Raw genomic sequence first — 15,297 nt, forward strand, 5'->3', positions numbered from 1 at the left:
GCACGCACGGGGCTAGAAACCGGGGTGACGCAAGGGCGCGGGCAAGAAGGGAACGCGATGGCGCACGACCCGATGGCACACGGCCCGGTCGCCGGTTCCCCCACCGAACGCCTCCGGCGCGGGAAGGCGGTCTCGCCCTGGCAGGAGCGAGGCACGAGCGCCAACTCCCCGCTCGCACCGGCTCCGCGCCGGAGGTCCCCGCGTCGCGCGGTGGCACGGAGCGCTCCGGGTACCCGGAGCGCCCACACTGCCCCACGTGTCTACGCGGACACCCAAACCGCAGACACAGTGTCGGGCGCGCCCGCGGCGCCCGGCTGCTGGGATGGAGTCACGGCCGAGACCGCGACCCGAGCACCGTCACCGGTCCCGGCCCGTGCGCAGCACGAGCAGTACGAGCAGCGTGAGCTGCACCAACGGCACGTCTCGACCCGTCGCCGCCATCTGTGAAGGAGTTCTCGGTCATGACGAACATCGTCAACCACTGGATCGGCGGCAAGACCGCCGAAGGCGCCTCGGGCACGTACGGGCCGGTGACGAACCCGGCGACCGGCGAGGTCACCACCAAGGTCGCCTTCGCCTCCGTCGGCGAGGTGGACGCCGCGGTCGCCGCCGCCAAGGAGGCGTACCTGACCTGGGGTCAGTCCTCGCTGGCCCAGCGGACCTCGATCCTCTTCCGGTTCCGCGCCCTGCTGGACGCGCACCGCGACGAGATCGCCGAGCTGATCACCGCCGAGCACGGCAAGGTGCACTCCGACGCGCTCGGCGAGGTCGCGCGGGGCCTGGAGATCGTCGACCTGGCCTGCGGCATCAACGTGCAGCTCAAGGGCGAGCTGTCGACGCAGGTCGCCACCCGCGTCGACGTGTCCTCGATCCGGCAGCCGCTCGGCGTCGTCGCGGGCATCACGCCGTTCAACTTCCCGGCGATGGTGCCGCTGTGGATGTTCCCGATCGCCATCGCCTGCGGCAACACCTTCGTGCTCAAGCCGAGCGAGAAGGACCCCTCGGCCGCCGTGAAGGTCGCCGAACTGCTCTCCGAGGCCGGTCTGCCGGACGGCGTCTTCAACGTCGTGCACGGTGACAAGGTGGCCGTGGACCGCCTCCTGGAGCACCCGGACGTCCAGGCGGTCTCCTTCGTCGGCTCCACCCCGATCGCCCGCTACATCCACACCACCGCCTCCGCCAACGGCAAGCGCGTGCAGGCGCTCGGCGGCGCCAAGAACCACATGCTGGTGCTGCCCGACGCCGACCTCGACGCGGCGGCCGACGCGGCGGTCAGCGCGGCCTACGGCTCGGCCGGCGAGCGCTGCATGGCGATCTCCGCGGTCGTCGCGGTCGGCGCCGTCGGTGACGAGCTGGTGGAGAAGATCCGCGAACGCGCCGAGAAGATCAAGATCGGCCCCGGCACCGACCCGTCCTCCGAGATGGGCCCGCTCATCACCAAGGCGCACCGCGACAAGGTCGCCTCCTACGTCGAGGGCGCGGCGGCCGAGGGCTGCGAGGTCGTCCTGGACGGCACCGGGTACACCGTCGACGGCCACGAGGACGGCCACTGGATCGGCCTCTCGCTGCTCGACCGGGTGCCGACCACCGCCAAGGCGTACCAGGACGAGATCTTCGGCCCGGTGCTGTGCGTGCTGCGCGCCGAGACCTACGAGGAGGGCGTGGCCCTCATCAACGCCTCGCCGTTCGGCAACGGCACCGCGATCTTCACCCGGGACGGCGGCGCGGCTCGCCGCTTCCAGCTGGAGATCGAGGCCGGCATGGTCGGCGTCAACGTGCCCATCCCGGTCCCCGTCGGCTATCACTCCTTCGGCGGCTGGAAGGACTCGCTCTTCGGCGACCACCACATCTACGGCAACGACGGCACGCACTTCTACACCCGCGGCAAGGTCGTCACCACCCGCTGGCCGGACCCGGCCGACGCCCCGGCGGGCGTGGACCTGGGCTTCCCGCGCAACCACTGAGGCGGCGCAACCACCAGGGCCGTGCAGACGCCCCCGGCCCGCCGAGCGACACGGCGGGCCGGGGGCGCCGGCGCGTCACCGGCGGGTCACTGGCCGATCGCCGCGTCCCGCTGCTCCCTGACCTGCTCGCTGAGGTCGCCGGTCTCGGCGGCGGGCGGAGCCGTGATCTCCTTGGTGGTCCCGAACTTCACGAAGTCCATCTTCACGGTCATCCCGGCACCGGTCTGCGACATCCGCACCGGCAGGTCCTTGCCGTCGACCCAGATGTCGCAGGTCATCTTCCCGCCGTTCGCCTCCAGGGCGGTGACGGCGGCCTTCTTCTCGGCCTCGGTGAGCTTGGACTTCTCGATGTGCTCCGCACCGACGCTGCCTCGGTAGTGGGTGGTCTCCTTGCCGAGGACGGTCTCCTCGCCGAGGTCCTCCACCTCCGAGGAAGCGGTCAAGTAGCGCAGCCCCGCCGTCGGATCCGCGTTGGCCGCGATGTTGTCGGCGCCCGCCTCGCCGGTCACTGCGGCGACGTCGACACGCATCCATTCCTTGTCCGCCAACGGGCCGGTCGACTGGGGATCGATGTCGTAGTAGTAGGCGCCGTCGACCATGATGAGCCGCGTCGTCGGGTCGTCCTGGAGGGCACTCATCTGGGCGGCGGCGGTGTCCATCTGGACGTCCATGGCCGCGCCGTCGCCCCAGGAGTACGTGCCGTCCATGGAGATCGGCTCGCCGCCGGTCGCCTCCAGCATGGTCGTCGTCCTGACCTCGGCGGAGCCCAGCTCCTCGGTCCGGTCGGTGGCCCGGGTGAGGGCCGCCATGACCGTGCTCGCCCTGTCCACGGCCTTGTCGGCCGTGTCCGCCGCCGTCTTCGCGCCGTCCGAACCGCACGCGGTCGCCGCCACCATCGCGGCCGCCGTGAGCCCCACCCAGGCCGCGGTGTACTTCAGCTTCATGGTCCCCACCCGTTGCCTTGTTCCTGTGGTTCAGCTGTGCGAAAGACTGTACCGGCCCCCACCGACAGCGTCCGGATACCGGACGACGGCACGCTTTTTCGCCCGGCCCCCTACGGTTCCCGCACGGCCCAAAGGCCCGTCGGGTCAAGGGGCATGTTGCCGTTTCCGGATGTACGGACGGTAGCGATCAACGGTTTCCGTAGGTAAACACCCATTGACGCAGCGGTTTTCGTCGCGATTCCATGTGGCGTCGGGAGCGAACCAGAACGACGTACGACCCAGCCGCCGGAGGCGATAGCGCTCCCTCGCGAACCACGCCGCACGAGTCGACCGGAACCGCTCCATGACCGACACGCTCCGCCCCGTCGAGACCGCCGCCGCGCCCCCGGACGCCCCGGCCCCTCCGGAGTCCCGGACGCTGAAGCGTTCCATCGGGGTCGTCGGCGGCACCCTCCTGACGCTCTCGTGCGTGACCCCCGCCTCCACCCTGTTCGTGGTCGTCCCCGACCTCTTCGGCACGCTCGGCACCGCCACCGCGCTCACCATCGCCATCGGGTCGCTGCTCTGCGTCGCCGTGGCGTTCTGCTACTCGGAGTTGGGCACCCTCGTCCCGAGTGCGGGCGGCGAGTACGCCATGGTCTCGACGCTGGCCGGACGGGCGGCGGGCTGGCTGGTCTTCGTGCTGTCCCTGCTGGTCGTCATGATCGTGCCGCCGGTGATCGCCATGGGCACGGCCGACTACCTCGAACCGGTCCTGCACCTCGACCCGTCCCTGGCCGGGGCCGGGGTCATGCTGCTCGCCACCCTCGCGGGCCTGCTCGACCTGAGGGCCAACGCCTGGATCACCGGCGTCTTCCTGGTCCTCGAGGTCATCGCCGCGGCCGTCGTCGCGGTGCTGGGCTTCGCCCACGCCGAGCGCGGCCCCGGCAGCCTCCTGTCGATGGAGGTGGGCGGAGCCCAAGGCGGCACGGACCCCGTGACGGCGATGCTGGTCGTCTCCGGGCTCGCCATCGCCCTCTTCGTCACGCAGGGCTTCTCCACCGCCGTCTACCTCTCCGAGGAACTGGAGAACCCGCGCCGCAACGTGGCCCGTACGGTCCTGGCCACCCTCGCCATCTCCGCCGTGATCATCCTGGTCCCGGTCGTCGCCCTCACCCTCGGCGCCTCCGACCTGGCCGAGCTGACCGGCGGCGACATCGGCGCCATGGTCACCGCCTGGTCCAACTCCGCCGTCGGCACCTTCGTCAGCCTCTGCGTGGCCCTCGCCATCGTCAACGCCGGCATCGTCATGGTCATCCAGAACTCGCGCGTCCTGTTCGCCTCCGCCCGCGACAAGGCCTGGCCCGCCCCGGTCAACGGACTCTTCGCCAGGCTCGGCCGGTTCGGCTCCCCGTGGGTCGCCACCCTCGCCGTCGGCGTCCCCGGCGCCGCGCTGTGCTTCGTCGACCTGGACACCCTGTACGGCGTCACCGGCGTCTCCGTCACCGCGATGTACCTGCTCGTGGCCGGCGCCGCCCTCGGGGCCCGGCGCGGCGCCCACCGGCACGCGCGCGCGTGGCGCATGCCCCTGTGGCCGGCGATGCCGGTCCTGCTGATCGCGGTCCTCGCCTACGTCCTGACCCAGCAGGAGCCGAGCCACCTCCTGTGGACCGGCGGCATCGCGGCCGTCGCCACCCTGTACTGGGCCCTGTACCTGCGCCCACGCCGCGCCACACGCTGGCTGGTAACCGTCCCACAGGACGTACGAGAGCCCGCCGGTCCGTAACACCGGGCGGGGGCCCGGGGCGTCCCATCCGGCTGGGAGGACCCATCGGGTCCGGACGCCCACCGGGCTCGGGCCCGGACGCCCACCGGGCTTGGGACAGCCCCCCGGATCGTGGCATCCGCGCCGGTTCTGGGAGGGCCCATCGGGCCGGGGGGGGAGCCCATCGGCCGGGACGGCTCACCGTGCCGGGCAGCCCCCGGGCCGTGGCGTCCGCCGGTTCTGAGAAGCCCCCCGCGCCGGGACGGCGCACTGAGCCGGGACAGCCCGCCGGATCAGTGGCGTCCGCCCGTTTCTGGAGGGCCACCGGCCCGGGGCAGCCCATCGGCCGGGACGGCTCACCGGGCCGAGGCAGCCCCCGGGCCGTGGCATCCGCCGTTTCTGGGACGCCCCCCGCGCAGGGAGAGAAGCCCGGCGGCCCGCCGGAGCCTGACCGGTCCGCCGGAGCCTGACCGGCGCGCCGGGTCCCGACCGTTCTGCCGGGCTCCGCCCGGACTACCGCGCCCGTGGTACGCGCCGCCGGTCGCGTACTTCCGTGGGAGGGGCGCCGGTTCAGCCCCGGGGCGGCCCCCGTTGTCGGCGGCGGCCCGTACCGTTGACGCATGGATCTTCGACTGCCCCGCGTGCGAGGGCTGCTACGGGGGCCGCGGCGGATGCTCTCCGCCGCGGCCGCCGTCGTCGTGCTCGCCGGCGCCGGGACGTGGACGGCCGTCGCCGGTGACGACCCGGCACCGGTGCGGCGCGCCGACCGGGCCGTGGCGGTGGGCGACGGAGTGCGCCTGGACACCTCGTACTTCACGGCGGGCTCCGGCGGCCGCCGCCCGGCCGTCCTGCTCGCGCACGGCTTCGGCGGCAGCAAGGACGACGTACGGGAGCAGGCCGAGGACCTCGCCCGGGACGGGTACGCGGTCCTGACCTGGTCGGCGCGCGGCTTCGGGAAGTCCACGGGGAAGATCGGGCTGAACGCGCCGGACGGCGAGGTCGCCGACGTCTCCCGCCTGCTCGACTGGCTCGCGGAGCAGCCCCAGGTCGAGCTGGACAAGGACGGCGATCCCCGCGTCGGCATCGCGGGCGGCTCCTACGGCGGCGCTGTCGCGCTGCTCGCCGCCGGGCACGACGCCCGCGTGGACGCCGTCGCCCCGGCGATCACCTACTGGAACCTGGCGGACGCGCTGTTCCCGAACGGCGTCTTCAAGAAGCTGTGGGCGGGCATCTTCGTCAACTCGGGCGGCGGCTGCGACCGGTTCGAGGCGGACCTGTGCCGCATGTACCAGCGGGTCGCCGAGTCCGGTACGCCCGACGCCGAGGCGGTGAAGCTCCTCGAGGCGCGCAGCCCGCAGGCGGTGGGCGAGCGGATCAAGGTGCCCACCCTGCTCATGCAGGGGCAGACCGACTCCCTCTTCCCGCTCGGCCAGGCCGACGCCGCGGCGAAGGCGATCCGGGCCAACGGCGCCCCCGTGGACGTCGACTGGATCGCGGGCGGCCACGACGGCGGTGACATGGAGACCGACCGCGTCCAGGCACGCATCGACGGCTGGTTCGACCGCTACCTCAAGGACGACAAGGGCGCCGACACCGGCCCCGCCTTCCGCGTCACCCGCACCGGAGGCGTCGACTCCACCGACGGGCAGGCCCAGTTGCGCGGCGCGAGCGCCGACCACTACCCGGGCCTGGCCAACGGGCAGCGCTCCGTGCCCCTGCGCGGCCGCGAGCAGAGCGTCGACAATCCGGCCGGCGCCAACCCGCCCGCCGTCTCCGCACTGCCCGGCATCGGCGGCGCCGGCGGGCTCTCCCAGCTCTCCTCGCTCGGCGTCGGGATCTCCCTGGACTTCCCGGGCCAGTACGCCGCGTTCGAGTCCGCCCCGGTCGGCGACGACCTGCGGATCACCGGTTCCCCGACGGCCACCGTCCACGTCCGCTCCACCACCGAGGACGCCGTCCTCTTCGCCAAGGTGTACGACGTCGGCCCCGGCGGCACCTCGCCCGTGCTCCCGTCGCAGCTGGTAACCCCCGTCCGCGTCGAGGACGCCAAGGCGGGCAAGGACGTCACGGTCACCCTCCCGGCGATCGACCACGAGGTGCAGAAGGGCCACCGGCTCCGCCTGGTCCTCGCCTCCACCGACCTCGGCTACGCCTCCCCGGCCGCCCCGGCGACGTACACCGTCTCCCTCGAGGGCGACCTGAAGGTGCCGACCGCCCCCGGCGTCACGACCGCCGCCGCACCACTCCCCGCCTGGGTGTGGTGGCTGCCCCTGGCCGGTGCCGCCGTCGCCCTGGCCCTGCTGTGGACCGGCCGCCGCCGCACCGCCGCGCCCGCGCCCGACCCGGCGCTCGCCGACGTACCCCTGCAGATCACCGGCCTGAGCAAGCGCTACGCCGGGTCCACCGAGCGGTACGCGGTGCGGGAGCTGTCCTTCCGCGTGGAGAAGGGCCAGGTCCTCGGCCTGCTCGGGCCCAACGGCGCGGGCAAGACCACCACCCTGCGGATGCTGATGGGCCTGATCAAGCCGGACGACGGCGAGATCCGGGTCTTCGGCCACGCCATCCGCCCCGGCGCCCCGGTCCTGTCCCGGGTCGGCGCATTCGTCGAGGGCGCCGGCTTCCTGCCGCACCTGTCCGGCCGGGAGAACCTGGAGCTGTACTGGCGGGCGACCGGCCGCCCGCCCGAGGACGCCCACCTCGACGAGGCCCTGGAGATCGCCGGCCTCGGCGACGCGCTCGCCCGCGCGGTACGCACCTACTCCCAGGGCATGCGCCAGCGCCTCGCCATCGCCCAGGCCATGCTCGGCCTGCCCGACCTCCTCATCCTCGACGAGCCGACCAACGGCCTGGACCCGCCCCAGATCCGCGAGATGCGCGAGGTGATGATCCGCTACGCCGCCGCCGGGCGCACCGTCATCGTCTCCAGCCACCTCCTTGCCGAGGTCGAGCAGTCCTGCACCCACCTCGTGGTCATGGACCGGGGCCGGCTGGTCCAGGCGGGCCCGGTCGCCGAGATCGTCGGTTCCGGCGACACCCTCCTGGTCGGCACCGGCCTGCCCGTGGACGAACCGCTCGTGGACAAGGTCGCCGCCCTGCCGGGCGTGGCCTCGGTCGTGCACACCGACGACGGGCTCCTGGTCCGCCTCGACCCCGGCGGCACCGCACCCGGCCTGGTCGCCGAACTGGTCCGGCTCGAGGTGCCCGTGGCGTCGGTCGGCCCGCACCGCCGCCTGGAGGACGCCTTCCTCACCCTGATCGGAGGTTCCGCATGAGCACGCCCACCAAGCCGGCCACGACCGGGCCCGCGCCCGGCCCGGCGTCGGCGTCCGAGTCCGCGTACGGCTACCGGGCGGGCCGCACCCTCCCCCTGCGGGTGGAGCTGGTGCGCCAGCTCAAGCGGCGCCGCACCCTGGTCATGGGCGCGATCCTCGCCGTGCTGCCGTTCGTGCTCGTCGTCGCCTTCGCGATCGGCGGCGAGCCCGAGGGCCCCGGCGACCGCATCACCCTCATGGACACCGCCACCGCCTCCGGCGCCAACTTCGCGGCCGTCAACCTCTTCGTCTCGGCGGGCTTCCTGCTGGTCGTCCCCGTCGCCCTGTTCTGCGGGGACACCGTGGCCTCCGAGGCGAGCTGGTCCTCCCTGCGCTACCTGCTCGCCGCGCCGGTGCCGCGCGCCCGGCTGCTCGCCTCCAAGCTGGCCGTCGGGCTCGGGCTGAGCCTGGCCGCGATGGTGCTGCTGCCCCTGGTGGCGCTGGCCGTGGGCACCGTCGCCTACGGCTGGGGACCGCTGGCCATCCCCACGGGCGGCTCGCTCGCCCCGGGCACGGCCGCGCAGCGCCTGGTGGTGGTCGTGGCGTACATCTTCGTCTCCCAACTGGTCACCGCCGGGCTCGCCTTCTGGCTCTCCACCCGGACCGACGCCCCGCTGGGCGCGGTCGGCGGCGCCGTCGGTCTCACCATCGTCGGCAATGTCCTGGACGCCGTGACGGCGCTCGGCCACTGGCGCGACTTCCTGCCCGCGCACTGGCAGTTCGCCTGGGCGGACGCCGTCCAGCCGAACCCGGAGTGGTCCGGCATGATCCAGGGCACGGCGGTCTCGGTCACGTACGCGCTGGTGCTGTTCGCCCTGGCCTTCCGGGGTTTCGCCAGGAAGGACGTCGTCTCCTAGGACAGCGGAGGGATCACCCGCCGGTCTCGGCGGGACGCCCCCGTGCCCGCTTCGAGACACAGCCGTAACGCCCCGTGCCGCACGTTTCGCCCCGCCGCCCCGTCACAGTCACGTACACCGGCGCCGACGAAGCACAGGGGGAATTGACGATGAACCGGTACGGGACACACGGGAAGCGGGGGCGGCGCGGCGCGACCGCGCTGCTCGCGCTGACCCTGGCGGGCGGGCTGCTGCTCACCGGCTGCGGAGGAGACGACGACGCGTCCGGCGGGGCGAAGGACACCACGGCCGACTCGCGGCGCCGCGGCTCGGCCCCGATGCCCCCACCCGACCGCCCGCGCGGCGAACAGCGCTACGACGGCGGCACCAGCACCGGCGAGGGGGAGAAGAACGGCGACTCCCGCGAGATCGCGCCGGACCCCGACCACCTCTCCACCTTCGCCCTCGACGTGGACACCGCCTCCTACGGCTACGCCCGCCGCACCCTGTCCGAGGGCCGGCTGCCCGACCCGGCCACGGTCCGCCCCGAGGAGTTCGTCAACAGCTTCCGCCAGGACTACGAGCGCCCCGACGGCGACGGCTTCTCGGTGACCGTGGACGGCGCCCGCACCGACGACGAGGACTGGTCGCTGGTCCGCGTCGGCCTGGCCACCCGCTCCGCCGAGGGGCGGGACGAACGCCCGCCGGCCGCACTGACCTTCGTCATCGACGTCTCCGGCTCCATGGCCGAGCCCGGCCGCCTCGACCTCGCCCGGAAGGCGCTGGGGACCATGACCGACCGGCTGCGCGACGACGACTCCGTCGCGCTCGTCACCTTCAGCGACGAGGCCGAGACCGTCCTGCCCATGACCCGGCTCGGCGACCACCGCGGCCGCGTCCACGACGCGATCGACGGTCTGGAGCCGGCCGAGTCCACCAACCTCGGCGCGGGCGTCGAGGCCGGCTACGGGACCGCCGTGGAGGGCCGCCGCGAGGGCGTCACCAACCGCGTCGTCCTCGTCTCCGACGCACTCGCCAACACCGGCGACACCGACGCGGACACCATCCTCGAACGCGTCGCCACCGAGCGCCGCGAGCACGGCATCACCCTCTTCGGCGTCGGCGTCGGCAGCGACTACGGCGACGCCCTGATGGAACGCCTCGCCGACAAGGGCGACGGCCACACCGCGTACGTCTCCACCACCGAGGACGCCCACGAGGTGTTCTGCGAGCAACTCCCGCGCCACATCGAGCTGACCGCGCGCGACGCCAAGGCCCAGGTCGCCTTCGACCCCGAGACCGTCGCCGAGTTCCGCCTCGTCGGCTACGACAACCGCCAGGTCGCCGACGAGGACTTCCGCGACGACCGCGTCGACGGCGGCGAGGTCGGCCCCGGCCACACGGTCACCGCCCTGTACGCCGTCCGCACCAGGCCCGGCGCCGACGGCCACCTCGCCACGGCCACCGTCCGCTGGCTGGACCCCGACAGCCGGGACCCGCACGAGGAGTCCGGCGCCGTGGAGACCGACGCCCTCGGCGAGTCGGTCTGGGACGCGGAGCGCGGGCTGCGGGTCACGGCGACCGCCGCGTACTTCGCCGACGCCCTCCGGTCCGCGGACGGCGACCGGAGTTCCCTGCCGGGCGCGCCGGACCTGTCCGAACTGTCCGAGCGGGCCGACGGCCTGGCCGGCCGCACCGGGGACGAGGACCTGCGCGAGCTGGCCGAGGCGATCGAAGAGGCGGACCGGCTGGCCTGACCCGACGGTGGCGGGGTGCGCCCATTGACGTTTCCTTACGCGTGAGTAAGTTTACTCTGGAGTAAGTTTGTGAGCGAGTACACGTGAAGCACGTCAGTCCGACCGCGACCGGGAGCCGTCATGGGCGTACGCAGGGACCTGAAACGGGCGAGAGACCGCGGTGACCTGGCGTCCCGCACGAGGACCGAGACCGTCACGGACGCCGGCGGCACCGTCCGCGAGGCCCGCACCGCCCCCCTCGCGCCCCGTCCCAGCGAGGGCAGCACCGCCGACATCCCGTTCACCAACGCGGCCGAGGCCCCCGGCGCGGTGGTCCTGCGCCGCCAGGTGGACGATGCCTGGCGGCCCGTCACCGCGGCGGAGTTCGCCCGCGAGGTGACCGCCGTCGCCAAGGGCCTGATCGCGGCGGGCCTGGAACCCGGCGGCCGGGTCGCCGTCATGTCCCGCACCCGCTACGAGTGGACGGTCCTGGACTTCGCCGTCTGGGCGGCCGGCGGCCAGACCGTCCCCGTGTACGCCACCTCCTCGGCCGACCAGGTCGAGTGGATCGTCCGCGACTCCGGCGCCCGGCACGTCGTCACCGAGACCGCCGCCAACACCGCCACCGTCCTGACCGGCACCGCCGGCCACCCCGAGCACCCGCGCGTCTGGGAACTCGACGCCGGCGCGCTCGCCGACCTCACCGCCCTCGGCCTGGGCGTGAGCGACGAGGAGGTCACCAAGCGCCGCACCGCGCTGACCCCGGACGCGGTCGCCACCGTCTGCTACACCTCCGGCACCACCGGACGCCCCAAGGGCTGCGTCCTCACCCACGCCAACCTGCACGCCGAGGCCGCCAACACGGTCGAACTGCTGCACCCGATCTTCAAGGAGGTCACCGGCCAGACCGCCTCGACCCTCCTCTTCCTCCCCCTCGCCCACATCCTGGGCCGCACCATCCAGATCGCCTGCCTGCTGGCCCGCATCGAGATCGGCCACTTCCCGAGCATCAAGCCGGACGAACTGCGCCCCGCGCTCAAGTCGTTCCGCCCGACCTTCCTGGTCGGCGTCCCGTACCTGTTCGAGAAGATCCACGACACCGGCCGGGCGACCGCCGAGAAGATCGGCCGCGGCGCCTCCTTCGAACGCGCCCACCGCCTCGCCGTCCGCTTCGGCGCCGCGCACCTGGAACGCTTCCTGGGCCGAGGCAAGGGCCCCACCCTCGGCCTGTGGGCCGGCTGGGCCCTGTACGACCTGCTGGTCTACCGCCGGGTCCGGGGCGAGCTGGGCGGCCGGATGCGCTACGCCATCAGCGGCGGCTCCCCGCTGGAGAGCGACCTCAACCTGTTCTTCTACGCCGCCGGAATCATGGTCTACGAGGGCTACGGCCTGACCGAGACCACCGCGGCCGCCACCATCGTCCCGCCGCTCGGCCCCCGCCCCGGCACGGTCGGCCCGCCGGTCCCGGGCACCGCCGTGCGCATCGCGGACGACGGCGAGGTGCTGGTCAAGGGCGGCATCGTCTTCGGCGCCTACCGGGGCAACCCGGAGGCCACCGAGGCGGCCCTCACCGACGGCTGGTTCGCCACCGGCGACCTCGGCTCCCTCGACGCCGACGGCTACCTCACCATCACCGGCCGCAAGAAGGACCTGCTGGTCACCTCCGGCGGCAAGAACGTCTCCCCGGCCGTCCTGGAGGACCGCCTGCGCAGCCGCCCGCCCGTCGCCCAGTGCCTGGTCGTCGGCGACAACCGGCCCTACGTCGCCGCGCTGATCACCCTCGACCCGGAGGCGGTCGCCCACTGGCTGGCGGTGCGGAAGCTGCCCGCCGGCACCCCGCTGTCCGAGCTGGTGCGGGACGAGGGGATGCGCGCCGACGTCCAGAAGGCCGTCGACCACGCCAACGCGGCCGTCTCCCGCGCCGAGTCGATCCGCGCCTTCCGGCTGATCGAGGGTGAGTTCACCGAGGAGAACGGGCTGCTGACCCCGTCCCTGAAGGTGAAGCGGCACGCGGCGGTCGAGGCGTACGCGGCCGAGATCGAGGCGCTGTACGCGACCCCGGCACGCTGATCCCGCCGATCCCGCCGATCCCGCTGGTCACCATCCGGGCGCCGAGGGCGTGCGAAAGGGGCGGTCCGCCGATGTGCTCGGCGGACCGCCCCCGGCGCGTACCGGCGCCTGCCGTGCTCAGCCCTCGCCGTTGGCGGACAGGATCGAGACGTCCTCCAGCAGGTGGGCCAGCGCACCGTCGCGCTTGGCCTGCGTGGAGTTCTCGGCGCACTGCTGGTTCATGTCGTCGCCCAGGACGTTGAGGTCCTGGATCGGCACGAGACCGATGACGCTGACCGGGATGTCGCTGACCGCGATGCAGGGCTTGTTGAACGAGCCCTGGATGAGCGCCATCTGCGGGCTCATGTTGCCCGTGGTCATCGAGTTGCCGAAGTACTGCGAGGCGCCGTTCCCGTTGGCCGCGACGGGACCGCTGTCGTCGCCGATCGCCATCGCCTGCGGGGCCGCGGCAGCGGAGGCGCCCATGACGGAGGCGGCGATCGCCGCGTAGGCAACTACCTTCTTGATCACTGGCCAGTCCTTTCTGAGGAAACCCCGTTCGCCGGAGCGCACTGGTCAACTCCGTGAGTCCGTCCGGGTTTCTCCCGTTCACTCCGACGGCGGACATCGGGAAGTGTGTACGGGTCCGCGTTTCCCCCGGGGATTCCCGGCGATTCCCGCGCCGATTCGGAGATGCCGTGCGGGCCAACCGGGTGAACGCCCGCAACCAATCATGGCGCACCGGGTTGATGAGGCCGTAGGACAGTGCGTCGCTACGACGAAAGGAACGCGAAGTGCTCAAGAAGGCAATGGTCGCCGCGGCGGCTGCCGCTTCTGTGATCGGCATGTCGGCTGCCGCCGCTCCCCAGGCCCTGGCCATCGGGGACGACAACGGGCCGGCCGTGGCCAACGGCAACGGCGCCGAGTCGGCGTTCGGCAACTCGGCCACCAAGGGTGACATGAGCCCCCAGCTGTCGCTGGTCGAGGGCACGCTGAACAAGCCGTGCCTCGGTGTCGAGGACGTCAACGTCGCCGTCATCAACCTCGTGCCGATCCAGGACATCAACGTTCTGGCGGACGACCTGAACCAGCAGTGCGCGGACAACTCCACGCAGGCCAAGCGCGACGGCGCCCTGTCGCACGTCCTGGAGGACCTGTCGGTCCTCTCGGCGAACGGCGAGGGCCGCTGAGCCCAGCTCCGCCCGGTCCGGGCGGCCCGCTGATTTCCGCGTGGGCCGCCCGGCCGTGAACGGAACGGGATTTCGCCGGGGAGCGGATCGACGTCGTCGCTCTCCTGGGGGAACGGCCGGACCGTGTCGTGAGGCATCCGAGTGAATTTCGGGGTGTCATACGTTCGGTAGTTTCTCCGGCCGTCAATTCCTCGTTTGCAGGCTGCAGGTCATGGTGCGAGCCGTCAATGCTGTGCTCGCGCGGTTTCGGCCGTCATTCAGGCATGACCGCAGAGAAGGGAAAGTTCATGAAGAAGAGCGCTGCTGTCGTCGCGGGCGCGATCATGGCCCTCGGCATGGCCTCTCCGGCCTTCGCCGACGCCGGCGCCGAGGGTGCCGCCGTAGGCTCCCCGGGCGTCCTGTCCGGCAACGTCGTCCAGGTCCCCGTGCACGTTCCCGTCAACGTGTGCGGCAACAGCATCAACGTGATCGGTCTGCTGAACCCCGCGTTCGGCAACACGTGCGTGAACGACTGACGTCGTTCCGCACCAGCCGACCGGCTGCGTCGGGGCCGGCCTTGGCCAACTCGTTTGGTTCGGGGCCGGCCTTTCCCCTTTCTGCAGCCCGTCCCCCGGATCGTTCTCCAGCCATCTCTCATCCATCCAGCAGGAAGACAACAGAGTGCGACAGACCCTGAGCAGGGGGATGGTCGCGGCTGCCGCCGCGACGGGCATCCTTTCCCTGTGCGGCAGCCCCGCCCTTGCCGACTCGCATGCGGACGGTGCCGCCACGAACTCGCCGGGCGCCGTGTCCGGCAACGCCCTCCAGGTCCCCGTCGACGTGCCCGTGAACGCCTGCGGCAACACCGTCGACGTGATCGCCGCGCTGAACCCGGCCTTCGGCAACGAGTGCGAGAACGCCTCGGACGAGCAGACCGGCGGCCACGGCGGCGGATACGGCGAGGACACCTCGACGTCGGACGCGTCGGACGCCTCGGACCCGGCGGCCTCGTCCGGCTCCGGCGCCCACGCGGACGGCGCGACCCACGGTTCGCCCGGCGTCGACTCCGGCAACACCACGCAGGTCCCGGTCGACGTGCCGGTCAACCTCTGCGGCAACACCGTCGACGTGATCGCCGCGCTGAACCCGGTGTTCGGCAACGAGTGCGAGAACTCCGCGGAGGAGCCCCCCGGCTACGGCGAGGAGGAGCCCCCGCCCCCCACCACGCCCCCGGGCTACGGCGAGGAGGAGCCCCCGCCGCCCACCGACGAGGAGCCGCCGCCCCCCGGTGAGGAGGAGCCCCCGCCGCCCACCGAGGAGGAGCACACCCCGCCGGCTCCGCAGACGGAGCAGCCGCCCGTGCTGGCCGAGACCGGCAGCGAGGGCACGCTGGGTGCCGCGGCCGCGGGTGCCGTGTTGATCGCCGGCGGAGCGATCCTGTACCGCCGGGGCCGGGCCGCCGCCGGGCGCTGACCCCGCCCTGCTCGCCCAGACACCCCGGACACCCCCGGCGGTCCCGCACGGACCGCCGGGGGTGTCGTGCC

General features: G+C 72.9%; 11 protein-coding genes. 9 read left to right on the top strand and 2 right to left on the bottom strand.

Annotation, left to right across the window (positions count from 1 at the left end):
* Positions 1–461 precede the first annotated feature (461 nt).
* Positions 462–1,964 carry a CoA-acylating methylmalonate-semialdehyde dehydrogenase gene (gene mmsA / locus OHA99_RS24200; protein WP_405697773.1) on the top strand — a complete coding sequence of 501 codons (1,503 nt, stop codon included), beginning with the start codon at positions 462–464 and terminating at the stop codon, positions 1,962–1,964.
* A gap of 86 nt (positions 1,965–2,050) precedes the next feature.
* Here mmsA and OHA99_RS24205 read toward each other — a convergent pair whose 3' ends face one another.
* Positions 2,051–2,908, bottom strand: a complete 858-nt coding sequence (locus OHA99_RS24205; protein WP_366471818.1) for a hypothetical protein — start codon at positions 2,906–2,908, stop codon at positions 2,051–2,053.
* A 343-nt stretch (positions 2,909–3,251) separates the two neighbouring features.
* Between OHA99_RS24205 and OHA99_RS24210 the strand changes: the two genes are divergently transcribed.
* From OHA99_RS24210 to OHA99_RS24230, 5 genes are all read left to right on the top strand, one after another.
* Entirely contained in the window at positions 3,252–4,673 is a 1,422-nt protein-coding gene (locus OHA99_RS24210; protein ID WP_405697776.1) for an APC family permease, read from the top strand.
* Positions 4,674–5,272: 599 nt separating this feature from the next.
* Positions 5,273–7,924, top strand: a complete 2,652-nt coding sequence (locus tag OHA99_RS24215) for a CocE/NonD family hydrolase (RefSeq protein WP_405697778.1) — start codon at positions 5,273–5,275, stop codon at positions 7,922–7,924.
* On the top strand, positions 7,921–8,820 hold the full coding sequence (locus OHA99_RS24220; RefSeq protein ID WP_164140624.1) for an ABC transporter permease: 900 nt from the start codon (positions 7,921–7,923) through the stop codon (positions 8,818–8,820). The genes OHA99_RS24215 and OHA99_RS24220 overlap by 4 nt, the downstream gene beginning before the upstream one ends.
* Before the next feature lie 149 nt (positions 8,821–8,969).
* On the top strand, positions 8,970–10,556 hold the full coding sequence (locus OHA99_RS24225; RefSeq protein ID WP_366471820.1) for a von Willebrand factor type A domain-containing protein: 1,587 nt from the start codon (positions 8,970–8,972) through the stop codon (positions 10,554–10,556).
* Between the two features lie 120 nt (positions 10,557–10,676).
* Positions 10,677–12,605, top strand: a complete 1,929-nt coding sequence (locus OHA99_RS24230) for a long-chain fatty acid--CoA ligase (protein WP_153179791.1) — start codon at positions 10,677–10,679, stop codon at positions 12,603–12,605.
* A 117-nt stretch (positions 12,606–12,722) separates the two neighbouring features.
* Here the strand turns inward: OHA99_RS24230 and rdlB are convergent, their stop codons facing one another.
* Positions 12,723–13,115 (bottom strand): rodlin RdlB, encoded by a 393-nt coding sequence (gene rdlB / locus OHA99_RS24235; RefSeq protein WP_061444666.1) that lies wholly within the window; start codon positions 13,113–13,115, stop codon positions 12,723–12,725.
* Between the two features lie 263 nt (positions 13,116–13,378).
* Between rdlB and rdlA the strand changes: the two genes are divergently transcribed.
* The 3 genes from rdlA (at position 13,379) to chpA (ending at position 15,226) form a co-directional block, all read left to right on the top strand.
* Positions 13,379–13,774 (top strand): rodlin RdlA, encoded by a 396-nt coding sequence (rdlA, locus tag OHA99_RS24240; protein ID WP_003976082.1) that lies wholly within the window; start codon positions 13,379–13,381, stop codon positions 13,772–13,774.
* A 287-nt stretch (positions 13,775–14,061) separates the two neighbouring features.
* Complete coding sequence (gene chpD / locus OHA99_RS24245) at positions 14,062–14,289, top strand: chaplin ChpD (RefSeq protein ID WP_042822298.1); 228 nt, start codon at positions 14,062–14,064, stop codon at positions 14,287–14,289.
* Positions 14,290–14,434: 145 nt separating this feature from the next.
* Positions 14,435–15,226: an LAXTG-anchored chaplin ChpA gene (chpA, locus tag OHA99_RS24250; RefSeq protein WP_282880868.1), complete on the top strand. Its 792-nt coding sequence runs from the start codon at positions 14,435–14,437 to the stop codon at positions 15,224–15,226.
* The last annotated feature ends 71 nt before the right edge of the window (positions 15,227–15,297 follow it).

The organism is Streptomyces coelicoflavus (assembly GCF_045041415.1).
Taxonomy (GTDB): Bacteria; Actinomycetota; Actinomycetes; order Streptomycetales; family Streptomycetaceae; genus Streptomyces; species Streptomyces coelicoflavus.